The sequence below is a fragment of the Reyranella sp. GW821-FHT12G01 genome (assembly GCF_058806575.1).
Genome location: NZ_JBXAPV010000001.1, coordinates 2,248,215 through 2,271,143 on the forward strand (window position 1 = coordinate 2,248,215; position 22,929 = coordinate 2,271,143).

At 65.4% G+C, this 22,929-nt stretch carries 20 protein-coding genes; 16 read left to right on the forward strand and 4 right to left on the reverse strand.

The features are described from left to right. The first annotated feature begins 11 nt into the window (after positions 1–11). The 16 genes from AC1RP5_RS10760 (at position 12) to gloA (ending at position 18,431) form a co-directional block, all read left to right on the forward strand. Positions 12–1,322 carry a lipoprotein-releasing ABC transporter permease subunit gene (locus tag AC1RP5_RS10760; RefSeq protein WP_493110635.1) on the forward strand — a complete coding sequence of 437 codons (1,311 nt, stop codon included), beginning with the start codon at positions 12–14 and terminating at the stop codon, positions 1,320–1,322. Then, positions 1,315–2,574 (forward strand): FtsX-like permease family protein, encoded by a 1,260-nt coding sequence (locus AC1RP5_RS10765; RefSeq protein WP_493110636.1) that lies wholly within the window; start codon positions 1,315–1,317, stop codon positions 2,572–2,574. Before AC1RP5_RS10760 ends, AC1RP5_RS10765 begins: the two co-directional genes overlap by 8 nt. Next, positions 2,567–3,247 carry an ABC transporter ATP-binding protein gene (locus AC1RP5_RS10770; RefSeq protein ID WP_493110637.1) on the forward strand — a complete coding sequence of 227 codons (681 nt, stop codon included), beginning with the start codon at positions 2,567–2,569 and terminating at the stop codon, positions 3,245–3,247. Before AC1RP5_RS10765 ends, AC1RP5_RS10770 begins: the two co-directional genes overlap by 8 nt. A 31-nt stretch (positions 3,248–3,278) precedes the next feature. After that, positions 3,279–6,725: a DNA polymerase III subunit alpha gene (dnaE, locus tag AC1RP5_RS10775; protein ID WP_493110638.1), complete on the forward strand. Its 3,447-nt coding sequence runs from the start codon at positions 3,279–3,281 to the stop codon at positions 6,723–6,725. Then, positions 6,722–7,741, forward strand: a complete 1,020-nt coding sequence (locus AC1RP5_RS10780) for a DUF72 domain-containing protein (RefSeq protein WP_493110639.1) — start codon at positions 6,722–6,724, stop codon at positions 7,739–7,741. The genes dnaE and AC1RP5_RS10780 overlap by 4 nt, the downstream gene beginning before the upstream one ends. 163 nt (positions 7,742–7,904) lie before the next feature. Continuing rightward, a complete protein-coding gene (gene rpsB, locus AC1RP5_RS10785; RefSeq protein WP_493110640.1) occupies positions 7,905–8,693 on the forward strand; it encodes a 30S ribosomal protein S2 in 789 nt (262 codons plus the stop codon). Positions 8,694–8,769: 76 nt separating this feature from the next. Then, positions 8,770–9,696: a translation elongation factor Ts gene (gene tsf / locus AC1RP5_RS10790; RefSeq protein WP_493110641.1), complete on the forward strand. Its 927-nt coding sequence runs from the start codon at positions 8,770–8,772 to the stop codon at positions 9,694–9,696. Between the two features lie 65 nt (positions 9,697–9,761). Beyond that, positions 9,762–10,490: a UMP kinase gene (gene pyrH / locus AC1RP5_RS10795; RefSeq protein ID WP_493113339.1), complete on the forward strand. Its 729-nt coding sequence runs from the start codon at positions 9,762–9,764 to the stop codon at positions 10,488–10,490. 2 nt (positions 10,491–10,492) lie between these two features. Beyond that, positions 10,493–11,047, forward strand: a complete 555-nt coding sequence (gene frr / locus AC1RP5_RS10800) for a ribosome recycling factor (protein WP_493110642.1) — start codon at positions 10,493–10,495, stop codon at positions 11,045–11,047. Then, positions 11,047–11,787 (forward strand): isoprenyl transferase, encoded by a 741-nt coding sequence (locus AC1RP5_RS10805; RefSeq protein ID WP_493110643.1) that lies wholly within the window; start codon positions 11,047–11,049, stop codon positions 11,785–11,787. The genes frr and AC1RP5_RS10805 overlap by 1 nt, the downstream gene beginning before the upstream one ends. Next, complete coding sequence (locus tag AC1RP5_RS10810; protein ID WP_493110644.1) at positions 11,756–12,463, forward strand: phosphatidate cytidylyltransferase; 708 nt, start codon at positions 11,756–11,758, stop codon at positions 12,461–12,463. Before AC1RP5_RS10805 ends, AC1RP5_RS10810 begins: the two co-directional genes overlap by 32 nt. Before the next feature lie 8 nt (positions 12,464–12,471). Beyond that, complete coding sequence (gene dxr / locus AC1RP5_RS10815; protein WP_493113341.1) at positions 12,472–13,662, forward strand: 1-deoxy-D-xylulose-5-phosphate reductoisomerase; 1,191 nt, start codon at positions 12,472–12,474, stop codon at positions 13,660–13,662. A 30-nt stretch (positions 13,663–13,692) separates the two neighbouring features. After that, the gene (rseP, locus tag AC1RP5_RS10820) at positions 13,693–15,072 is read left to right on the forward strand and encodes an RIP metalloprotease RseP (protein WP_493110645.1); all 1,380 of its coding nucleotides are present in this window, start codon (positions 13,693–13,695) and stop codon (positions 15,070–15,072) included. 118 nt (positions 15,073–15,190) lie between these two features. Then, positions 15,191–17,497, forward strand: a complete 2,307-nt coding sequence (gene bamA, locus AC1RP5_RS10825; protein WP_493110646.1) for an outer membrane protein assembly factor BamA — start codon at positions 15,191–15,193, stop codon at positions 17,495–17,497. A gap of 18 nt (positions 17,498–17,515) precedes the next feature. Further along, complete coding sequence (fabZ, locus tag AC1RP5_RS10830) at positions 17,516–17,992, forward strand: 3-hydroxyacyl-ACP dehydratase FabZ (protein WP_493110647.1); 477 nt, start codon at positions 17,516–17,518, stop codon at positions 17,990–17,992. A 25-nt stretch (positions 17,993–18,017) separates the two neighbouring features. Continuing rightward, a complete protein-coding gene (gene gloA / locus AC1RP5_RS10835; RefSeq protein WP_493110648.1) occupies positions 18,018–18,431 on the forward strand; it encodes a lactoylglutathione lyase in 414 nt (137 codons plus the stop codon). A gap of 147 nt (positions 18,432–18,578) precedes the next feature. Here gloA and AC1RP5_RS10840 read toward each other — a convergent pair whose 3' ends face one another. The 4 genes from AC1RP5_RS10840 to AC1RP5_RS10855 form a co-directional block, all read right to left on the reverse strand. Further along, complete coding sequence (locus tag AC1RP5_RS10840) at positions 18,579–18,719, reverse strand: hypothetical protein (RefSeq protein WP_493110649.1); 141 nt, start codon at positions 18,717–18,719, stop codon at positions 18,579–18,581. Between the two features lie 99 nt (positions 18,720–18,818). After that, positions 18,819–20,117, reverse strand: a complete 1,299-nt coding sequence (locus tag AC1RP5_RS10845; RefSeq protein WP_493110650.1) for a citrate synthase — start codon at positions 20,115–20,117, stop codon at positions 18,819–18,821. 120 nt (positions 20,118–20,237) lie between these two features. Continuing rightward, positions 20,238–21,137, reverse strand: a complete 900-nt coding sequence (locus AC1RP5_RS10850) for a DMT family transporter (protein ID WP_493110651.1) — start codon at positions 21,135–21,137, stop codon at positions 20,238–20,240. Positions 21,138–21,219: 82 nt separating this feature from the next. Further along, positions 21,220–22,917 carry a glutamine--tRNA ligase/YqeY domain fusion protein gene (locus tag AC1RP5_RS10855; protein ID WP_493110652.1) on the reverse strand — a complete coding sequence of 566 codons (1,698 nt, stop codon included), beginning with the start codon at positions 22,915–22,917 and terminating at the stop codon, positions 21,220–21,222. Between the last annotated feature and the right edge of the window lie 12 nt (positions 22,918–22,929).

The following is a 22,929-nucleotide window of genomic DNA, read 5'->3' on the forward strand; positions in this document are numbered from 1 at the left end:
GGACAGGGCCAATGGCCTTCGCCGTCGAGCGCCTGATCGCCTTCCGCTATCTGCGTGCGCGGCGCGACGAGGGTTTCATCTCCGTCATCGCCGGCTTCTCGCTGATCGGTATCACCCTGGGCGTCGGCACGCTGATCGTCGTCATGTCGGTGATGAACGGCTTTCGCGTCGAGATGCTGGCACAGATGTCGAGCATCAGTGGCCAGTTGGGCGTCCAGTCCAACCGCGGCGGCCTCGAGGCCACGCCCGACCTTCTCAATCGGATGGCCGCCGTGCCGGGTGTCCAGTCGGCGACACCCTCGGCGGAAGGCAACCTCATGGCCGTCGCGGGCGACCGTGTCCGCGGCATCATCCTGCGCGGCATGCGGCCCGAAGACATCCGCAACCGTGCGCCGCTGGCCTCGGCCATTGAGGGGTCGCCGCAGACTCGCGAGAGAAATCGCGGCCTGTGCCGGGCCGAGGACGACAAGCCGATCGACTGGGGCACCCTGAAAGGGTTCGGCGACGACTTTAACGTGGCCATCGGCCGCCGCCTGGCCGACCTGATGGGATTGAAGGTCGGTGACAGTCTCCAGCTGGTCTCGCCAGTGTCGGTCGCGACGCCGCTGGGCGTGATGCCGCGCTCTGCCGCCGTGAAGGTCGCGGCGATCTTCTGCACCGGCATGTACGATTACGATTCCAACTTCGTGTACGCGCCGCTGCAGGACGCGCAGCACATGCTCAACCTTGGGCCCAACGTCACCGGCATCGAGGTGTTCGTCTCCGATCAAGCCTCGCTCGCCGAGACGCGCCGCCAGCTTATGGTTGCCGTCGGCAGCGAAGGCTGGGTGTTCGACTGGTTCCAGGCCAACGCCGGCTTCTTTTCGGCCGTCGTCGCGCAGACCAACGTGATGTTCCTCGTGCTGACGCTGATCGTGCTGGTCGCCGCCTTCAACATCGTATCCAGCCTGGTCATGCTGGTGCGCACCAAGACGGCCGACATCGCAATCCTGCGCACCATGGGGGCGAGCCGGGCGACGATCATGCGGATCTTCCTGCTGGACGGGCTGGCGATCGGCGGCGTGGGCACTTTGCTCGGCGTCGTGCTGGGGCTGGCCTTTGCCCGCAATATCGAGGCGATCCGGCAGTGGCTGCAGCGGACTTTCGACATCGTCCTGTTCGACGAGACGCTTTACCTGCTGGCCGAGCTGCCGTCGCGGATCGAATGGCGCGAGGTCGCGGGCATCGCGGTCATGGCGCTGGTCTTCGCGCTGCTGGCCTCGCTCTATCCCGCCGCGCGAGCCGCGCGGCTCGATCCGGTCGAGGGCTTGCGCCGTGAGTGACCGGGCACCGATCGTCGAACGCTGGCTGGCCTGGCGCTACCTGGCGACCCGCCAGCGCGAAGGCTTCGTATCGTTCATTGCCATGTTCTCGCTGATCGGCGTCGCGCTGGGCGTCGCGACCCTGATCGTCGTGCTCTCGGTGATGGGCGGTTTCCGCGAGCAGCTTTTGGGCCGGATCATCGGCATGAACGGCCATGTGATCATTGCGGCCCGGGACGGGCTGCTCCAGGCGACGCCGGAACTGCTCGACAAGCTCAAGGCCGTTCCGGGTGTCGAGGCCGTGCGCCTCACGCTGGAGCGCCAGGCGCTCGTGACCGGGCATGGCCAGACCCGCGGCGCGCAGCTTCGCGGCGTGCGCCGCGAGGACCTGCTGAACCGCGAGATCGTCGCGAAGAATATCGTCCTCGGTGACCTTGCCGAGTTCGGCACCAAGCCGGGCGTGGTGATCGGGGAGCGGCTTCGACAGCAGATGCAGGTGAGGGTGGGCGAGCCCCTGACCGTGGTGACCCATCGGCTGAACGAAGGTGGCACGATCGCGCCGCGCTACACCGACTATGAGATCCTCGCGAGTTTCCTCAGCCGGCGCTACGAGTTCGATGGTGCGCTGGTGTTCATCCCGCTCGCCATGCTCCAGGAGGACCTGGAGTACGGCAACCAGACCGTGAGCTCGATCGACCTGTTCCTGACCGATCCCTCGGCGGCGCCACGCATGGCGCAGGAACTGCGCCAGTCGCTCGGCCGCGACGATCTCCGCGTCTCGCACTGGCTCGGCCTCAATGCGCGCTTCGTCGGCGCCCTGCAGGTCGAGCGGGTGATGATGTTCATCATCCTGACCCTGATTGTCGTGGTCGCTGCCATGAACGTGGTCGCGAGCTTCACGATGCTGGTGCGGGTGAAGCGCGGCAGCATCGCGATTTTGCGCACGATGGGCGCCGGCCCCGGTACGATCATTCGCGCCTTCTTCATGGCCGCGGCGGCCGTCGGGGTCGGTGGCACCGCGATTGGCACGGGGCTCGGCTTGCTCGTTTGCGCCAACATGCCGTCGATCGGACGGCTTCTGGCCAACCTCACGGGCGCGACCGGCAGCGGCGGCGCCGAGGTCGACTTCATCACTTCCATGCCCGTCCGGGTGCAGCCGATCGAGGTGGCCATCATCGTCGCCGTCGCGATCGTGCTCTCGCTCGTGGCGGCGGCCTATCCGGCGTGGCGAGCCACCCGGGTCGAACCGGTCGAGGGATTGCGCCATGAGTAATTCGCTGCCGCTCTCGCTTCAGGGCATCCGCCGCACCTTCGTGCAGGGTGACCGCCGCCTCGACGTGCTGCGCGGCGTCTCCGTCGACCTGCACGCCGGCGAGATCGTGGCGATGGTGGGCCAGTCGGGCAGCGGCAAGTCGACCCTGCTGCATATCGCAGGCCTGCTGGAGCGTCCCGACGAGGGCGAGGTCGTGGTCGACGGCAAGGCCGCCGGCAAATTGGCCGACCGTGATCGCACGGAGCTGCGCCGCGGGTTCCTGGGGTTCGTCTATCAGTATCACCACCTGCTGCCGGAATTCTCGGCCGTGGAGAACGTGATGCTGCCGCAGATGCTGGCCGGCGTGAGCCGCGCGGCTGCCCGCAAGCGGGCCACCGATCTGCTAGGCCTGGTCAAGCTCGGCGACCGGCTCGACCACCGCCCGGGCCGCCTGTCCGGCGGCGAGCAGCAGCGCGTGGCGATCGCGCGTGCCGTGGCCAATGCGCCGCGCGTCCTGCTGGCCGACGAGCCGACCGGCAACCTCGATTCCTCGACCGCCGAAGCGGTGTTCCAGCAACTGCTGGCCCTGGTCCGCGAGACCGGCATGGCAGCGCTGGTCGCCACCCACAATCCCGAGCTGGCGGCACGCATGGACCGGACCGTTCACCTGAAAGATGGTGTGCTCGATGCCTGACAGTCCACAGGCCCCGGCGCGATGATGCCCCGTGGCCATTGCTGATTTCATCCATCTAAAAGTTCGTTCCGCTTATTCGCTCACCGAGGGCGCGAACAAGGTCGACAAGGTCGTCTCGCTCGCGAAGGAAGCGGGCATGCCCGCGGTTGGCGTGACCGACCGCAACAACCTCTTCGGCGCGCTTGAGTTTGCGCAGTACGCTTCCAAGGCGGGCGTCCAGCCGATCGTCGGCGTCGATCTCGGCATCCGGCGCGAGGAAGAGGGCGGCATCGCGACGTCGAGCAAGCTGCCGACGGTCGATTGGCTCACCCTGCTCGTGCAGAACGAAGCGGGCTACCTCAACCTGATGCGGCTGGTGAGTCGCGCCCATCTCGAATTCAAGGCCGGATCGGTCGCGGCGTTGCCGCTGACGGAGATCGAGGGTTCGACCGAGGGGCTGATCGCCATCACCGGCAGCGTCGGCAGCAGCGTGGGCCGCCTGCTGGCCGCCGGCCAGGCGCCCGCGGCCGCCCATATGCTCGACCGGCTGCAGAACCTGTTCAGGGACCGGCTCTACATCGAGCTGCAGCGCCATGGCGAGGACATGGAGCGCCGCATCGAAACGCCGCTGATCGAGCTGGCGTATGAGCGCAACCTGCCACTGGTCGCGACCAACGACGTGCACTTCCCGAAGAAGTCGATGTACGAGGCGCACGACGTGCTGCTCTGCATCGAGCAGGGCGCGCATATCGACGATCCCAACCGCCGCCGCCTGACACCAGAGCATTATTTCAAGTCGGCTGCCGAGATGCGCGCGCTGTTCGCCGACATTCCCGAGGCCTGCGACAACACCCTGGTGATCGCCCAGCGCTGCGCCTACATGCCGGCGCCGCGCAAACCGATCCTGCCGCGCTACACCAAGCTCGAGGGCCGAACCGAGGGCGAGGCGCTGCGAGACCTGGCGAGGAACGGCCTCGACGAGTTGCAGAAGCTTGGTCGCCTCGCCGAGAACATCAGCATCGAGAAGTACAACGAGCGACTGACCTACGAACTCGACATGATCGAGAAGATGGGCTTCGCCGGCTACTTCCTGATCGTGGCCGACTTCATCCAGTGGGCCAAGGACCACGACGTGCCGGTCGGCCCGGGCCGCGGCTCCGGCGCGGGCTCGCTGGTCGCCTGGTCGCTCAAGATCACCGACCTCGATCCGCTGCGCTGGGGCCTGCTGTTCGAGCGCTTCCTGAACCCCGAACGCGTGTCGATGCCCGACTTCGACATCGACTTCTGCCAGGACAAGCGTGACCGCGTGATCCGCTACGTGCGCGACGAGTACGGTCACGACCGCGTCGCCGCGATCATCACTTTCGGCAAGCTGCAGGCACGCGCGGTGCTGCGCGACGTCGGCCGCGTGCTGGGCATGCCGTATGGGCAGGTCGACCGGATCTGCAAGCTGGTGCCCAACAATCCGGCCAATCCAGTGACGCTGGCCAAGGCGCTGGAGACCGAGGATCTGCTGAAGGAGCAGTACAACGCCGACGAGGAGATCAAGCGCCTGATCGATCTGGCGCTGCAGCTCGAAGGCCTGTTCCGCAACGCCTCGACCCACGCCGCCGGCGTCGTGATCGGCGACCGGCCGCTCGACCAGCTCGTGCCGCTGTTCCGCGATACCGACGGCGCCGATTCGCTGCCGGCCACCCAGTTCAACATGAAGTGGGTCGAGACGGCGGGGCTGGTGAAGTTCGACTTCCTCGGCCTCAAGACGCTGACCGTCATCGAGAAGGCCTGGGATTTCATCGGGCGCGAAAACATCGACATTCCCAAGCTGCCGCTCGACGATCGAAAGACCTTCGAGCTGCTCTGCCGCGGCGACGGGTCGGGCGTGTTCCAGCTCGAAGGCAACGGCATGCGCGACGTGCTGCGCAAGATGAAGCCCGACCGCTTCGAGGACATCATCGCCGTCGTGGCGCTCTATCGGCCGGGCCCGATGGAGAACATCCCGAGCTACATCAAGCGCAAGCATGGCGAGGAAGAGCCGGACTACCTGCATCCGCTGCTGGAAGGGATCCTGAAGGAGACCTACGGCATCATGATCTACCAGGAACAGGTCATGCAGATCGCGCAGGTGCTGAGCGGCTATTCGCTGGGCGGCGCCGACCTGCTGCGTCGCGCCATGGGCAAGAAGATCCAGTCAGAGATGGATGCCCAGCGGGTAAGCTTCGTCGAGGGCGCCGAGAAGAACAACGTGAAGGCGGACAAGGCCTCGTCGATCTTCGACCAGGTCAACAAGTTCGCGGGCTACGGCTTCAACAAGAGTCACGCGGCCGCCTACGCGCTGGTCTGCTACCAGACCGCCTATCTCAAGGCGAACCATCCGGTCGAATTCTTCGCCGCCACGATGACCCTCGACATGGGCAACGTGGAAAAGCTCAACGGCTATCGCCGCGACCTCGACAAGCTCGGCATCGAGCTGCTGCCGCCGGACGTGAACAAGTCGACGGCCGAGTTCACCGTCGAGAAGACCGAAGACGGCAAGAAGGCAGTCCGCTACGCGCTGGCCGCCATCAAGGGTGTCGGCAAGGACGCAATGAACCGGCTCACCGAGGAGCGGGCCGAGAAGGGACCGTTCAAGGACCTGTTCGACTTCGCCGAACGGCTTGATCAACGCGTCCTGAACAAGCGCCTGCTGGAAAGCCTGGTGAAGGCCGGCGCCTTCGACACGCTGAACAAGAACCGGGCGCAGACCTTCGCTACCGTCGAGGCGCTGACCCGCCATTCGCAGGCGACGCACGAATCGCGCGGCAGCAACCAGAACAACCTGTTCGGCGACGACACCGCCCAGCGCCGCCCGCAGCTCCCCAAGGTGCCGGACTGGGCGCCAATGGAGCGGCTGCAGAACGAGTTCTCGGCCATCGGCTTCTATCTCTCGTCGCACCCGCTGGCGGTCTACGAGCGCAGCCTGCAGCGGCTGGGCGTCTGCCGCTCGGCCGACCTGCTGGCGCAGCTGCAACGCGGCTCGGCCGGGCGCATCAAGCTCGCCGGAACGGTCATCGACCGGATGGAAAGGACGTCGGCGAAAGGCAATCGCTTTGCCTTCCTGCAATGCTCCGATCAGTCCGGCGCCTTCGAATGCGTCGTGTTCAGCGAGCTGCTCAACTCCAAGCGCAACCTGCTCGAAGCCGGACAGGCCGTGCTGATCTCGGTCGACGGCCGGCTCGACGGCGAGCAGATCAAGCTCACGGCCCAGACGGTCGAGAAGCTCGAGGATGCGGTCGCGAATTCGGCAGCGGGCCTGCGCATCGTGATCTCCGATCCGGTCGCCCTGGAAGCGTTGCGCAAGGCACTCGAAGGCAAGCGCGGTCGTGGACGCGTCACGCTCGTCGTGCCGATGACCGACGAATCCGAAGCCGAGGTCACCTTGCCCGGCACCTATTCGATCGCAGGCGGCCTGCGCGACACGATCGGCAGCTTGCCGGGAATCGCGCAGGTGGAGGAGATTTGAGCCGGCAGCCCGGCCTCTTCGAAACCGAAGCCGCTGCGCCGCCCAAGCGGCGGGTGGCCGGTGCGGGTGATGTCCGTCCCGCCAGGGATTCGCCGCTGCTCGAAGCACCGACGCTTCCCATCGATATCCGGCTCGGGACGTCGTCGTGGTTTTTCCCGGGCTGGCGAAGCCTCGTCTATGACGGCGTCCACCCGCAGGTGACGCTCAGCCGCAAGGGGCTCGCGGCCTACGCCGAGATCCCGCTGCTGCGGACCGTCAGCCTCGACCGAACCTTCTATGCACCGATCTCTACGGTCGACTACCAGCGCTACGCGAGCCAGGTGCCGGACCATTTCAGCTTCGTCGTAAAGGCGCCGGCGATCGTCTGCGATGCCGTGATGCGCGACGAGGAGGGGCGAGGGAAGGTGCCCAACTCGCACTTTCTCGACGCCGCCGTCGCCACGCGCGAGTTCGTGCTGCCCTGCCTGGAGGGATTGAAGGCCAAGGCGGGGCCCATGGTGTTCCAGGTCTCGCCCTTGCCGCGCAGCCTGGTCGAGGATTCGTCGCTGCTGATCGAGCGGCTTGAGGCATTTTTCACAACCCTGCCGAGGGAATTGGGCGGCCTGAAGCCGGTCTATGCGCTGGAGCTGCGCAATCCCGAGCTGCTGACGCCGCGCCTGATGCGCATGCTGGGCCGGGCAGGGGTCCGCTATTGCGTCGGGCTGCACGACCGCATGCCGGAGGTCGAGCGGCAGGAAACCGCGCTCAAGGCGCTGGACGGCGAGGAGCCGGGCCCGCTGGTGGTGCGCTGGAACCTGCACCGGGGCTTCCTCTACCAGGCAGCCAAGCAGCGCTACGAGCCGTTCGACAAGCTCGTGGACGAGGACGGCGAGACCCGCCGGATTCTGGCCCGGATGGCGGCGGCCGCTTTCAAGGCAGGGCGTAAGGTCTGGATCACAGCCAACAACAAGGCCGAGGGGAGCGCGCCGCTTTCGCTCCTCAAACTGGCCCGTGAAATCGCCGAATTGGTCGCCTAAGGCCTTGATTTCATTGGGACTTGCATTTTTGTTCTCAAACCACTAGAAACGCGCCACTTCGCACGCGGGTTTGCGGTCGACGGGGAGACATCCCGCCGCTCGCTCCGGTGTCCCCATTCCGGGGACGACGCCCGCGGAGGCTCAACCGGAAAAGGAGAACGGCATGACCATGCCGACATTTACGATGCGCCAGCTGCTGGAAGCCGGCGTTCACTTCGGCCATCACACGCGCCGCTGGAACCCCAAGATGAAGCCGTACCTGTTCGGGGTGCGCAACGGGGTCCATATCATCGACCTCACCAAGACCGTGCCGCTGCTCGAGCAGGCGCTGCGCCAGGTTCGCGACGTCGTCGCCAGCGGCGGCCGCGTGCTGTTCGTCGGCACCAAGGCTGCCGCTGCGGATCGCGTTGCCGATGCCGCCAAGCGCTGCGGCCAGTACTACGTGAACCACCGCTGGCTGGGCGGCATGATCACGAACTGGAACACGATCTCGGCCTCCATCAAGCGCCTTCGCGAGCTCGACGAGCGCCTGAAGGGCGACGTCGTCGGCCTCACCAAGAAGGAACAGCTCGACCTGACGCGCGAGCGCGACAAGCTCGAGCGGTCGCTGGGCGGCATCAAGGAAATGGGCGGCACGCCCGACCTGCTGTTCATCATCGACACCAACAAGGAGTCGATCGCGGTCCTGGAAGCCCGCAAGCGCGGCATTCCGATCGTCGCGGTGGTCGACAGCAACTCCGATCCCGACGGCATCGACTTCCCGATCCCGGGCAACGATGACGCCATCCGCGCCGTGTCGCTCTATTGCGACCTGATGGCCGGTTCGGTGCTCGACGGCATCCGCGCCGAAATCGCCGCCACCGGCGGTGACGTGGGCGAGCTGAGCGAACAGCCGAGCGAAGAGATCCCTGCTGCCGAGGCCCCGGCGGCCGAGGCAGCACCGGCCGAGTAACTCGGCCCCTGCATCTTAGAGAAACAGACGGGGCCGGTCGGAAGACCGGCCCTTGTTGTACCAAACGGAGCAAGAAATGGCTGAGATCACTGCATCGCTCGTCAAGGAACTGCGCGAGAAGACCGGCGCGGGCATGATGGATTGCAAGAAGGCGCTGGGCGAGACGGCGGGCGACGTCGAAAAGGCAGTCGACTGGCTGCGCACCAAGGGCCTGTCGGCGGCTTCGAAGAAGGCCGGCCGCGTCGCCGCGGAAGGCCTCGTCGGCGTGGCCGCGGAAGGCACGCGCGGCGCCGTCGTCGAGGTGAATGCCGAGACCGATTTCGTCGGCCGCAACGACCAGTTCCAGAAGTTCGTCGCCGCGGCGACCAAGCTCGCGCTTGAGAATGGCGGCGACCTGGCCAAGGTCGCGGCCGCGCCGTTCCCCGGCACCGGCCGTGACGTCCAGGGCGAGCTCACCAACCTGATCGCCACGATCGGCGAGAACATGAGCCTGCGCCGCGCCGCCTCGCTGTCGGTTTCCGACGGCGTGGTCGTGGCCTACACGCACAACGCGGTCGCGCCGGATCTCGGCAAGATCGGCGTGCTGATCGCGCTCGAATCGACAGGCGACAAGGCCAAGCTCGCGGCGCTCGCCAAGCAGCTCGCCATGCACGTCGCGGCGACCAACCCGCAGTCGCTGACGGTTGCCGACCTCGACCAGGCCGCGATCGAGCGCGAGCGCGCGGTCCTCGCCGAGAAGGCCGGCCAGCAGGGCAAGACCGCCGATATCGTCGCCAAGATGGTCGAGGGTGGCCTGCGCAAGTTTCACCAGGAAGTCGTCCTGCTGGAGCAGGCTTTCGTGATGGACGGCAAGACCAAGGTCTCGAAGGTCGTCGACGACGCTGCCAAGCAGGTCGGCGGTCCGGTCCGCCTCGTCGGCTTCCTGCGCTTCGCCCTGGGCGAGGGCATCGAGAAGAAGTCTGAAGACTTCGCGGCCGAGGTGGCTGCCCAGCTCAAGAAGTAGTATTAAATGCCACCGGCGCGCGGACATGTGGTCCGCGCGCCCAAGACAAACGTAATCAGAGGCATCTGATGCCGTCGGGTCCCCAATATCGCCGCGTCCTTCTCAAGCTCTCTGGCGAGGGGCTCATGGGGAATCGAGAGTACGGTCTCGATCCCGACATGGTCACCATGGTCGCACAGGAAGTGAAGACCGTTCACGCCATGGGCGTGCAGGTCTGCCTGGTGATCGGTGGCGGCAATATCTTCCGCGGCGTGTCCGCAGCTGCTTCCGGCATGGACCGCTCCAGCGGCGACTACATGGGCATGCTGGCAACCGTCATCAATTCGCTGGCAATGCAAAGCGCGCTCGAGCGGCAGGGCCTGCAGACGCGGGTCCAGTCGGCGATCCCGATGACCACCGTGTGCGAGCCCTATATCCGCCGCCGTGCCGCCCGCCACATGGAGAAGGGCCGGGTCGTGATCTTCGCGGCCGGCACCGGCAATCCGTTCTTCACGACCGATACCGCGGCGGCGCTGCGCGCGGCCGAGATGGGCGTCGATGCGCTGCTGAAGGGCACGCAGGTCGACGGCGTCTATTCCGCCGACCCCCGCAAGGACAAGACCGCCAAGCGCTACGACACGCTCGGCTACATGGACGTGCTGTCGCGCGACCTGCAGGTCATGGACGCGTCGGCGATCTCGCTTGCGCGCGAGAACCGCATCCCCATCATTGTCTTCGACATCCACAAGCCGGGCGCCTTCGCGTCGACGATGTGCGGTGAGGGGACATTCACGATCATCAAGGACGAGGCCTGAACATGTCTGCCGATCTCAACGAGCTCGAGAAGCGCATGCATGGCGCGATGGACGCGCTGAAGAAGGAATTCGCCGGCCTGCGCACCGGCCGCGCCTCCGTCAACCTGCTCGACCCGGTCATGGTCGAAGCCTACGGCCAGCGGATGCCGCTGAACCAGGTCGGCACCGTGAGCGCGCCGGAGCCGCGGCTCCTGACCGTCAACGTCTGGGACAAGGGTCTCGTGACGCCGACGGCCAAGGCGATCCGCGAAGCCGGTCTCGGTCTCAACCCGTCGCCCGATGGCCAGATTGTCCGCATCCCGATTCCCGAGCTGACGACCGAGCGCCGTAACGAACTCGCCAAGCTCGCGCACAAGTACGCCGAGCAGGGCAAGGTGGCCGTGCGCAACGTGCGGCGCGACGGCATGGAAGCGCTGAAGAAGGCCGAGAAGGACCACAAGATCTCGGAAGACGAGCACCGGCAGAAGTCCGACGAGGTGCAGAAGCTCACCGACCGCTACGTGAAGCAGGTCGATGACGCGCTGGCCACCAAGGAAAAAGAGATCAAGACGGTCTGATGCCTACCGCGCCGCTGCCCGCCAATCCCGATCAGGCTTCGGGACCTCAGCACGTCGCCATCATCATGGATGGCAACGGGCGGTGGGCAAAGGCGCGTGGCCTGCCGCGCGTGGCGGGACATCGCCGTGGCGCCGATGCGGTGCGGCGCGTGGTGCGCGGCGCCGGCGAACTCGGCATTCCCGTCCTGACGCTGTTTGCCTTCTCGACCGAGAACTGGACCCGGCCCGCCGACGAAGTGGCCGACCTGATGGGCCTGCTGCGGCACTATCTGCGCAGCGAGCTCGACGAACTGCGCAAGAACGGCGCGCGGCTCAGGGTCATCGGCAACCGCGACGGATTGGCCGCCGACATCGTGCGCGACATCTCCGACGCCGAGAGCATGACGTCGAGCAACGCACGCATCGACGTCAACATCTGCATCAACTACGGCTCGCGCGACGAGATCCTGCGGGCGACGCGGAGCCTGGCGAAGCGGGTCGCGAAGGGCGAGATCACCGCCGACGGCATCGACCAGAACAGCTTCGAGCGCGAACTGCTGACGGCCGGCGTGCCGGACCCGGATCTGCTGATCCGGACCAGCGGCGAGCAGAGGATCAGCAATTTCCTGCTCTGGCAGTGTGCCTATTCGGAGCTGGTTTTCGTCGACACGCTGTGGCCGGACTTCGGCAAGGAACACCTGGAACAGGCCATCTCGGAGTTCCGGCGGCGTGAGCGGCGGTATGGCGGCGTCGGAAGCTAACGCTCCCTCGGCCCGCGGTGGGCGCTTCGCCGGATTGCTGGTACGGGCACTCTCGGCCGTCGTGCTGGGACCGCTGGTGGTCGCCGCCGTCTGGTACGGATTTCCCTGGCTCGACCTCGTGGCGGCTCTTGCTGCTCCAGTGATGATCTTCGAATGGACGCGCTTGACCCGCGGCGCGCCCATCCTGCGCATCCTCGCCTGGATATACAGCCTCGCTGCCCTGGTTGCTCTCCTGTGGTTGCGGCACCAGCCGGCCTTTGGCCGCGAAACCCTTCTTTGGGTGCTCGTGTGCATCTTCGCCACGGATATCGGCGCCTACTTCGTGGGCCGCACGGCCGGCGGCGCCAAGCTGGCGCCTCGCATCAGCCCTGGGAAGACCTGGTCGGGCCTGATCGGCGGTATGGCCTGGGCAGCCGTCGCCAGCGCCGCGATCGGCTATGCCTTCGGGCTGGGCGAGACCGTTCATCTTGCGATTGCAGGCGCCGCGCTAGCGGTCGTGGGGCAAATGGGCGACCTGCTCGAATCGGCGGCCAAGCGGCGGGCCGGCGTGAAGGACAGCGGCCGGATCATCCCGGGCCACGGCGGTCTGCTCGATCGGGTCGACGGGCTGATGGCCGTCCTGGTGGCTGTGGGTATTGCCCGCCTGATCGCTGGCGACGCATGGCCCTGGGCATGACGAAGTGGCTGGCACCGTCGCCTGACCAGCCGCGGGGAATCACGATCCTGGGGTCGACCGGCTCGGTCGGCCAAAGCACCGTCGATCTCATCGCACGAGATCCAGCCAGTTATCGGGTCGAAGCGCTTGTCGCCCGCCGCTCGGTCGAGTTGCTGGCGGAGCAGGCGAGGCGCCTGCGCGCCAGGCTCGCGGTCGTGGCGGATCCGGATCGCTACCGCGCCCTCAAGGACGCCCTGGCCGGCACCTCGATCGAGGCCGCGGCCGGTCCGGACGCCGTGGTCGAGGCTGCATCTCGCCCGGCCGAATGGGTGATGTGTGCCGTGGTCGGCTTCGCGGGCCTTGCACCGACCCTGGTGGCGGCCCGACGCGGCGCCATGGTGGCGCTCGCCAACAAGGAAGCACTGGTCTGCGCCGGCCGGCTCCTGATCGACGCCATCGAACAATCGGGCGGCGTGCTGTTACCGGTGGATTCCGAGCACAACGCCATCTTCCAGGTCTTCGAACCCGACCAGCACAAGGCGGTCGACCGGCTGATCCTGACCGCGTCGGGCGGACCGTTCCGCAACTGGTCGCTGGCAGACATGGCCGACGTGACGCCCGAGCAGGCGCTGGCCCATCCCAACTGGGACATGGGCGACAAGATCTCGATCGATTCGGCCACCATGATGAACAAGGGGCTCGAGCTGATCGAGGCGCAGCTCCTGTTCGGATTGCCGGAGAGCCAGGTCGACATCGTCGTGCACCCGCAGTCGGTCATCCATTCGATGGTGGCCTACCGCGACGGTTCGGTACTGGCCCAGCTCGGCACCGCCGACATGCGCATTCCGATCAGCCACGCGCTGGGCTGGCCCGCGCGCATCGACGGGCCGGCCGCCAAGCTCGATTTCATGAACATCCCGGCGCTGACGTTCGAGCGGCCCGATTCCGGCCGCTTTCCGTCTCTACGGTTGGCGCGAGAAGCTCTGGTGACGGGCGGGTACGCTCCCATCGTGCTGAATGCGGCGAACGAGGCGGCGGTGGCGGCGTTCCTGGCGCGCCGGATCAGCTTCCTCGACATCGCCCGGATCGTCGAGGACGTGATGGCGGGCTGGAACGGTATCGGCGATGCGGTGGATGCCCTTCAGCAGGTTCAGGCGGCCGATCTGGAAGCGCGCAGGCTGGCTGAGAATTTCTGTCAGGCCAAAGCCCTAAGCAATTGAAGTAGAACAAGTTTCATGGTCGAGTAAGGCATGCAAAGCATCGTCAGCCTGTTTACGACATACCTGCCGTACTTTGTTCTGGTCCTGACACTCCTCGTGTTCGTCCACGAGTATGGCCACTACTGGGTCGGACGCCGCTTCGGCATCCATGCCGAGGTATTTTCGATCGGTTTCGGGCCTGAGATCTTCGGCTGGACCGATCGCAACGGCACGCGCTGGAAGGTCTCGGCCGTGCCGCTCGGCGGCTACGTCAAATTCCTGGGCGACAACGATGCGACCAGCGCCACGCCGACCGACGAGCCACTTTCGCCCGCGGACCGCAAACGCGCCTTCTTCAGCCAGCCTCTCTATGCGCGGGCCGCCGTGGTGCTGGGTGGACCGGCCGCCAACCTGATCTTCGCTTTCCTGCTGCTGACCGGTGTCTTCTTCTTCGCGGGCGAGCCCTACACGCCGCCGACCGTCGCCGTGCAGATGGACGGACCCGCGGCCAAGGCGGGCCTGCGCACCGGCGACGAGATCGTCCGCCTGGCCGACAAGCGCATCGACCGTTTCGAGGACATCCAGGAAGCGCAGTTCCTCTACTGGGCCAAGCCGATGTCGGTCGAATACCGCCGCGGCAACCAGCTGCTGCGCGGCGAGATCTCGCCGCAATATTGCGAGCGCACCGATCGCTACAACAACACGCTGCGCTACGGCGACCTCGGCATCGACCAGCTCATCCGGCCGGTCGTCGGCGGCTTCACGGCGAACAGCCCGGCCGAGGCCGCGGGCCTCAAGGCCGGTGACCTTTTGGTGGCGATCGACGGCAAGCCGGTCGAATACTTCTCCCGTATCCCCGAACTGATCGGCAAGAGCGGCGGCCAGCCGGTGACGGTGAAGTACGAGCGCGACGGCCGCTTCGACGAGACGACGGTCGTTCCGATCCTGGACAAGTCGGTCGACTGCGCAGGCAAGGAGCAGATTGTCGGGCGCCTGCGCGTCCGGCCGGCCGGCGTGACCGAGCTTCGCAACCACGGCGTCATCGGCGCCATGGGAGCAGGGGTGCGCGCCGTGTGGGGCATGACCTCGATGTTCTATACGTCGATGGGCCAGATCCTGACGGCCACGCGGCCTGTGGATGAATTGGGCGGTCCGATCCGCATCGCCAAGGCGGCCGGCGAGGCGTCCTATGCCGGCTGGGTCGGCATCCTCAACCTCGTGATCGCACTGTCAGTGGTTCTGGGTGTCTTCAACCTGCTGCCGGTGCCGATGCTCGATGGCGGCCATTTGGCCATGTATGCCTATGAAGCCGTGCGCGGAAAGCCCCTCAGCCTGCGAGCGCAGGAGGTTGGGCTGAAGCTCGGTTTCGCTCTGGTGATCGGCATGGCGCTGATCGCAACATTCAATGACATCAGGCTTTTGCTGCGCTGAGTTGATGCGTCTGCGCGGCTTCAGAGCGGGGGACAAAAGGGGTGGCCTACGCCCCCTTGCCGGTCTAGAAAGCTGCGTTCACGTTTTTGACCATCGGCAGGTCTGACTGGCGCCGGGGGTGAGTTTGATCTTTCGTTGGGCCGTACTGGCCATCGTTGCAATTCTGGCTTTTGGTGCGCCGGCACACGCCCAGCGTGGTGGCGTCGTTGCGGCTGGTGGTGGCACGATCGCCGGCATCCAGATTCAGGGAAATGTCCGTTCCGAGACGGAGACCATCCGCTCGTACCTGCAGCTGAAGGTCGGTGAACCGTTCAGCGCGGCCGCGGCCGACCGCTCGTTGAAGGCGCTGTTCGCGACCGGGCTGTTCGCCGACGTCGTGATCGAGATGCAGGGTTCGACCCTCGTCGTGAAGGTGACGGAAAATCCGATCATCAATCGCGTGGTCTTCGAGGGTAACAAGAAGATCGACGACGACAAGCTGCGCGACGAAGTGCAATCCAAGCCGCGCCAGGTCTACACGCGCGCGCGCGTCCAGGCCGACGTCGACCGTATCCTGACCATCTATCGCCGCGGCGGCCGCTACAACGCCGTCGTCGAACCCAAGATCATCCGTCTCGAGCAGGGCCGCGTCGATCTGGTCTTCGAGATCAACGAAGGCGACGTGACCGGCGTGAAGCGCATCAGCTTCGTGGGCAACGAAGCGTTCGGTGACGGCACGCTGCGCGGCAAGATCAGGACGTCGGAGAGCGCCTGGTGGCGCTTCCTGTCGTCCGACGACCGCTTCGATCCGGATCGCCTCAATCTCGACCGCGAGCTGCTGCGCAAGTTCTACCTGTCCGAAGGCTACGCCGACTTCCGCGTGGTCTCCGCCGTGGCGGAGCTGGCGCCCAACCGCGAAGGCTTTTTCATCACCTTCACGATCAATGAAGGCGACCGCTACAAGTTCGGCAAGATCGACGTCACGAGTCGCTTCCAGGGCCTCGACACCGACGTGCTCCAGACCTTCCTCACGATCGCGCCGGGCGAGTGGTACGACGCCGACCAGGTCGAGAAGTCGGTCTCGAACATCCAGGAAGCGGTCGGCTCGCTGGGCTACGCCTTCGTGGAAGTGCGCCCCAACATCCGGCGCAACAAGGACAACAACACCATCGACGTCACCTTCGACGTCCAGGAAGGGCCGCGCGTCTACGTCGAGCGTATCAACATCTCGGGCAACACCCGAACGCTCGACAAGGTCATCCGCCGCGAGTTCCGCCTGGCCGAGGGCGACGCCTTCAGCACCGCCAAGGTCCGCCGCAGCCAGCAGCGCCTGAGGAACCTCGGCTTCTTCGAGAAGGTTGATATCTCGGCCGCGCCGGGCTCGTCGCCGGACAAGACCAACCTCGAGGTCCAGGTCGTCGAGCAGAGCACCGGCGAAATCTCGTTCGGCGCCGGTTACTCCACGACGGCGGGTATCGTCGGCGACATCTCGGTCAGGGAACGAAACCTGCTCGGCAAGGGCCAGGAAGCCCGTATCGGTCTGTCACTGGGCACACTGAGCACCTCCATCGACCTGGGCTTCACTGAGCCCTATTTCATGGATCGCCAGATCTCGGCCGGCTTCGACCTTTTCCGGACCTCGAACGATCGCCAGTCGATCGCGAGCTACAGCGATCGCAGCCTGGGCTTCGCGCTGCGCGGCGGCTGGGCCTATTCCGAGGATATCCGGCAGATCGTCCGCTACACGCTGCGCCAGACCGACATCTACAACATTCAGCCCTGGGCCTCGCCGATCATCCAGCAGAACTCGGGCACGCAGGTCGTTTCCGAACTTTCCGAGACGATCCTCTGGGATACGCGTGACGTTCGCCTCAACACGACCAAGGGCTTCCTGATCCGCAACACGATCGCCGCCGCCGGCGCGATCGGTACGGAGCAGTATGTCCGCACGACCGCCGACGCCGTCTATTACCGCTCTCTGTTCGAGGACTTCGTCTGGTCGATCGGCGCTTCGGCCGGCCTGGTGGTGCCCTATTCGGGATCGCAGATCCGGCTGAACAACCTGTTCTTCATCGGCGGCGATACGCTTCGCGGCTTCTCGGTCGGCGGTATCGGCCCCCGCGACGCCAACACCACCGACTCGCTGGGCGGCCAGTACTACTACACGGGCACGACCGAGGTTTCCTATCCGCTGCCGCTCGTGCCGAAGGAAATCGGCCTGCTCGGCAAGGCGTTCGTCGACGTGGGCTCGCTCTGGGGTGTCCAGGCATCGGCCTATGGCGCCACGTCCGTGCTGACCAGCCAGCTGATGCGCGTATCGAGCGGCGTCGGCATCCAGTGGGCCTCGCCCTTCGGCCCGATCCGTATCGACTATGCGGTGCCCATCCAATACGAGCTGTGGGACAAGCAGCAGGTGTTGCGCTTCAGCTTCGGCACGCGATTCTGAGTGGGAGAGACCGCGGTCATGAACGCCCACACCGAGAACGCCAGCACCGCGACCACGACGTCCGTCGACATCAAGCGCATCCTGCAGATGATCCCGCATCGCTATCCGATGCTGATGATCGACAAGGTGGTCGACATGCAGCTCGAGCAGAGCGCGGTGGGCATCAAGAACGTCACGATCAACGAGCCGTTCTTCCAGGGTCATTTTCCGTCCGAGCCGGTCATGCCGGGCGTACTCGTCGTCGAGGCGATGGCGCAGACGGCCTGCGTCCTGGTCGTCGCGACCTACGGCGGCGAGTCGGAAGGCAAGCTGGTCTATTTCATGTCGATCGACGGCGTGCGCTTCCGCCGCCCGGTCGTTCCGGGCGACCGGCTCGAACTGCACGTCCAGAAGGTGCAGAGCCGCGCCAACGTCTGGAAGTTCTCCGGCAAGGCCATGGTCGACGGCAAGGTCGCGGCCGAGGCGACCTTTGCCGCAATGATCCGGGACCGATAGCAAACAGCCGATAGGGAGGGGGAAGATGCCCGATACCCAAGCCGCCAATTACCGCATGCTGCACACGATGATCCGCGTTCAGGATCTCGACAAGTCGCTGGCTTTCTACACCGGCCCGATGGGCATGAAGCTGCTGCGCAAGCGCGACGTGCCGGACGGCAAGTACAGCCTGGCTTTCGTCGGCTATGGCGACGAGCCCGAGCATTGCGTGGTCGAGCTGACCCACAACTGGGACCAGGAAAAGCCCTACGAGCTGGGCACCGGCTTCGGCCATCTCGCGATCGGCGTGCCCGATTGCTACAAGCTCTGCGAGGAAGTGACCAAGGCCGGCGGCAAGGTCACGCGCCCGGCCGGCCCCGTGAAGTTCGGCACGACCGTCATCGCCTTCGTTGAAGACCCCGACGGCTACAAGATCGAGCTGATTGAGCGTAAGGGCTGAGCTTCGCTCAGCCCAGGGAGCGGCAGGACATTGCCTCCGGCAATGTCCGGGAGCGCCGGAGAAACACCCGAAGCTCAAAGCCATCCCAATCCACGAAAAAAAGCCCGCAATCGCGGGCCTTAATTCGTTTCGCCAAGTCACCCGGCTCTAGAAGAACCGCCAGTTCGAGACGATCAGCGCCAGTACCGCGCCGGTGATCCCGGCCGCGGTGACGAACACCCATGTCCGCACGCCGGCCGGGCGGACATTGTCGTTGGCCGGACGGCCAAGCCGCACGATGCGCGGCATGACCCTTGGTGTCTGTGTGGCTGCCCAGGATGTTTCCCCCCGGTGCGGCCCGAATGATGATCTTGCCATGTGCTTCTCGCTTCCCTCCCGGAGAGCGAACTAGCCCCGCATGTGAAGCGGCTTGTAGGGGCGCTCGGTCTGGCCGTTGTAGAGCTGACGCGGACGGCCGATCTTCTGGTCCGGATCCTCGATCATCTCGTTCCACTGAGAAATCCAGCCGACCGTACGGGCCACCGCGAACAGAACGGTGAACATCGAGGTCGGGATGCCGATCGCGCGGAAAATAATGCCCGAGTAGAAGTCGACGTTCGGGTAGAGCTTCTTCGAGACGAAGTAGTCGTCCTTGAGCGCGATCTGCTCCATCTCCATGGCCAGCTCGAGCAGCGGATCATGGGTGACGCCGAGCGAGGTCAGGACCTCGTGACAGGTCTGGCGCATCACCTTGGCGCGCGGATCGTAGTTCTTGTAGACGCGATGGCCGAAGCCCATCAGGCGGGTGTGGTCGGCCTTGTCCTTCACGCGGGACAGGAAGCCCGGGATGTTCTGCTTGCCGCCGATCTCGTTCAGCATGTTGATGACGGCTTCGTTGGCGCCGCCATGGCTCGGGCCCCACAGCGAGGCGATGCCGGCCGCAATGCAGGCGAACGGGTTGGCGCCCGAGGAGCCGGCGAGGCGGACCGTCGAGGTCGAGGCGTTCTGCTCGTGGTCGGCATGGAGCATGAGGATGCGGTCCATCGCCTTCTCGACGATCGGGTTCACCTCGTACTCCTCGGCCGGGACCGAGAACATCATGCGCAGGAAGTTGGCGGCGTAGGAGAGGTCGTTGCGCGGATACACGAACGGCTGGCCGACCGAATACTTGTAGGCCATCGCCGCGATCGTCGGCATCTTGGCGACGAGGCGGTACGACGCCACCATCCGCTGGTGCGGATCATGGATGTCGAGCGAGTCGTGATAGAAGGCGGAGAGGGCGCCGACGACGCCGCAGCAGATCGCCATCGGATGGGCGTCGCGACGGAAGCCGCGATAGAACTGGCTGAGCTGCTCGTGAACCATCGTGTGGTTCGTGATGTCTTTGACGAACTTGTCCTTCTGCGCCTTGTTCGGCAGCTCGCCCTTCATCAGCAGGTAAGAGACTTCCATGAAGTCGCTCTGCTCGGCGAGCTCGGCGATGTTGTAGCCGCGATGGAGCAGGAGGCCTTCGTCGCCGTCGATGTAGGTGATCTTCGAACCGCACGAGCCGGTCGAGGTGAAGCCGGGGTCGTAGGTGAACATCCCCGACTCGCCGTAGAACTTGCGGATATCGGCCAGACGCGGCCCGATGGTGCCGTGAATGATCGGCATCTCATAGGACTTGCCGGTTTCGTTGTCGGTCAGCGTCACGGTCGATTTGGCCATAGGATGAACTCTTTTCAGGCTCGATTCGGGCAAGGCGCGCGCACCAAAATGGGTGCCGTTCGCCGGTTCGGCGGCACCCTAACAAGCCACCCCAGACAGCGCAATTGTGCAGCCGGGCCGCTATTTCGCGAGGCGTAGAAGACTTGGGATTCGGCCGTCGATTACCGCGAGGGAGAGGCCGATCAGCACCATCCCCGCGAATTGTCGCGGCTCCAGCCGCTCGCCGAGGATCAGTGCACCGAGCAGGATAGCCGTCACCGGTATCAGGAATGTGACAAGCAACAAGTTGGTCGCCCCGGCCACCGCAAGAATGCGGAAATACAGGAAGTAGGCGAGAGCCGTCGAAAGCAGCGCGAGGCCTGCAAGCGCACTCCAGGTGACCATCGTCGGAAAGGCACCAAGCGACCATGGCTGGTCGACCACCAGCATGATCGGCAGAATCAACATGGCGCTCGCGGTGACCTGTCCCGTGGCGGCATCGAGAGGCGCCACGCCCATCGTCCGGAAGCGGCGCCCATAGACGCCGGCCAAGGCGTAGGAGAGTGCCGCGCCGAGGCAGGCCAGCTGGCCGGCCATGCCCTGGCTCTTCGAGATCACCTCCGGTCCCACCAGCACCGCGACGCCGGCAATACCGATCAGCAGCGCGCCGAGCTTGCGGCCGTCGATCCGTTCGTCGTCCGTGATGAAATGCGCGACGACCAGGGTGAAGAGCGGCGTGGTCGCGTTCAGGATCGACGCCAGCCCGGAATGGATCTGCGTCTGCCCCCAGAAGATCAGTCCGAAGGGGACGAGGTTGTTCAGCAGTCCCATCGTGGCGTAGCTGCGCCATGGCGTGCTGGGCCGGAACAGGCCCTTGCCCGCCAGGGCCAGCGCCAGGTTCAGGGCGAGGGCCGCCAGCGCCACGCGACAGAACACCACCGTGAGCGGCGCCAGTTCGGCCAGAGCCACCTTGGCGAAGAAGAACGAGCCGCCCCACAGGACGGACAGCGACAGCAGCCAGATCCAGACGCGTGTTGTCATCGCCGCAGCGTGATCGCTGCGGCTGGATCATTCTATCCGGCAGCCGCCAGCAATCGCGCCTCGTCTCGGGGCACCGCTGTCCTTAACTCTGGACCTGCACCTTTGCCCAGGTATCCCGCAGATCGATCGTGCGGTTGAACACCAGAGTCCCCGAGCGGCTCGCGAGATCCGGGCAGAAATAGCCCAGCCGCTCGAACTGCACGGCTTGCCCTTCAGGTGCTTCTGCCAATGAAGGCTCCAGCAGTGCGCCCGATACGACTTCGAGCGAGCCTGGATTCAGGTCGGCATCGAGATCGCCACCGAGGCCCGGGTCAGGGCGGCTAAAGAGCGTGCTGTACAATCGGACTTCGGCGGGAAGCGCATCCCGGGCGGATACCCAGTGCAGGGTGGCCTTTACCTTTCGACCGTCCGGCGCGTTGCCGCCGCGGCTCGCGGGATCGTAGGTGCAGCGAAGTTCGACCACGTTGCCGTCTGCATCCTTGATCACCTCGCGGCAGGTGACGAGATAGGCGTAGCGCAGCCTGACTTCCCGCCCCACCGCCAGCCGGAAGAATTTGTTCGTCGGATTCTCCATGAAGTCGTCGCGCTCGACGAAGACTTCTCTGCTGAATCGAAGCGTACGCGTGCCGGCGCCCGGATCTCCCGGGTGATTGACGGCCTCCAGCTCTTCGACGTGGTCTTCGGGAAAGTTCTCGATCACGAGCTTGAGCGGCCGCAGGACCGCCATGCGCCGCGGCGCTGCTCGATTGAGATGGTCACGGATCGAGTGATCGAACATGGCGAGATCGACGACGCTGTTGGCCTTGGACATGCCGATGCGCCGAACGAAGTCGCGGATCGCCTCCGGTGGCACGCCGCGACGGCGCAGCCCTGCCAGCGTCGGCATGCGCGGATCGTCCCATCCACTTACGATGCCGCGTCGCACCAGATCCGTCAGGTAGCGTTTGGAAAGGACCGTGTACCCGATATTGAGGCGGGCAAATTCGGTCTGGCGCGGGCGCGCTGGCACCGGCAGGTGATCGAGGAACCACTCGTAGAGCGGACGATGGTCCTCGAACTCCAGGGTGCAGAGTGAATGCGTGACGTGTTCGATGGCGTCGGACTGGCCATGCGCGAAGTCATAGTTCGGGTAGATGCACCACTGCGTGCCGGTGCGCGGGTGAGCCACGTGCAGGATGCGATACAGGACGGGGTCGCGCAGGTTCATGTTGCCGGAAGCAAGGTCGATTTTCGCCCGCAGCACACAGGCACCGTTCGGAAACTTGCCGGCGCGCATGTCTCGAAACAGGCCGAGATTGGTTTCCACCGAGCGGTCGCGGTACGGCGAAGCGCGACCCGGTTCGGTCAGCGTGCCGCGCATTGCCCGCATCTCGTCGGGCGGGGTGTCGTCTACATAGGCGAGGCCGGCGCGGATAAGGTGCTCGGCCCAATCGTACAACGTCTGGAAATAGTCCGACGCATGGTACAGATGCTCGCCCCAGTCGAAGCCGAGCCAATGTACGTCCCGCTTGATGGCGTCGATGTACTCCTGCTCCTCCTTCGCGGGGTTGGTGTCGTCGAAGCGAAGGTGGCAGCGGCCGCCAAATTCGTTCGCAACTCCGAAATTCAAGCAGATGGATTTTGCGTGGCCGAGATGCAGATAGCCGTTCGGCTCCGGTGGAAAGCGCGTAACGAGACTCTGCACTTTTCCGCTGGCGAGATCCGACTGAACCAGGTCGCGAATGAAATCCCGCGCCTCTTCGTTCGCAGCGGCCTCCGGCATCGGCTTCTTGTCATCCATTACCTGTCTCCC

Excerpts from the sequence above, each read along its gene's own strand:
- rseP (WP_493110645.1), top strand. The coding sequence starts at position 13,693 with ATGCAAAGCATCGTCAGCCTGTTTACGACATACCTGCCGTACTTTGTT.
- frr (WP_493110642.1), top strand. The coding sequence starts at position 10,493 with ATGTCTGCCGATCTCAACGAGCTCGAGAAGCGCATGCATGGCGCGATG.
- tsf (WP_493110641.1), top strand. The coding sequence starts at position 8,770 with ATGGCTGAGATCACTGCATCGCTCGTCAAGGAACTGCGCGAGAAGACC.
- fabZ (WP_493110647.1), top strand. The coding sequence starts at position 17,516 with ATGAACGCCCACACCGAGAACGCCAGCACCGCGACCACGACGTCCGTC.
- AC1RP5_RS10805 (WP_493110643.1), top strand. The coding sequence starts at position 11,047 with ATGCCTACCGCGCCGCTGCCCGCCAATCCCGATCAGGCTTCGGGACCT.
- gloA (WP_493110648.1), top strand. The coding sequence starts at position 18,018 with ATGCCCGATACCCAAGCCGCCAATTACCGCATGCTGCACACGATGATC.
- AC1RP5_RS10855 (WP_493110652.1), bottom strand. The coding sequence starts at position 22,917 with ATGGATGACAAGAAGCCGATGCCGGAGGCCGCTGCGAACGAAGAGGCG.
- rpsB (WP_493110640.1), top strand. The coding sequence starts at position 7,905 with ATGACCATGCCGACATTTACGATGCGCCAGCTGCTGGAAGCCGGCGTT.
- AC1RP5_RS10760 (WP_493110635.1), top strand. The coding sequence starts at position 12 with ATGGCCTTCGCCGTCGAGCGCCTGATCGCCTTCCGCTATCTGCGTGCG.
- AC1RP5_RS10850 (WP_493110651.1), bottom strand. The coding sequence starts at position 21,137 with ATGACAACACGCGTCTGGATCTGGCTGCTGTCGCTGTCCGTCCTGTGG.
- AC1RP5_RS10770 (WP_493110637.1), top strand. The coding sequence starts at position 2,567 with ATGAGTAATTCGCTGCCGCTCTCGCTTCAGGGCATCCGCCGCACCTTC.
- AC1RP5_RS10845 (WP_493110650.1), bottom strand. The coding sequence starts at position 20,117 with ATGGCCAAATCGACCGTGACGCTGACCGACAACGAAACCGGCAAGTCC.
- AC1RP5_RS10840 (WP_493110649.1), bottom strand. The coding sequence starts at position 18,719 with ATGCCGCGCATCGTGCGGCTTGGCCGTCCGGCCAACGACAATGTCCGC.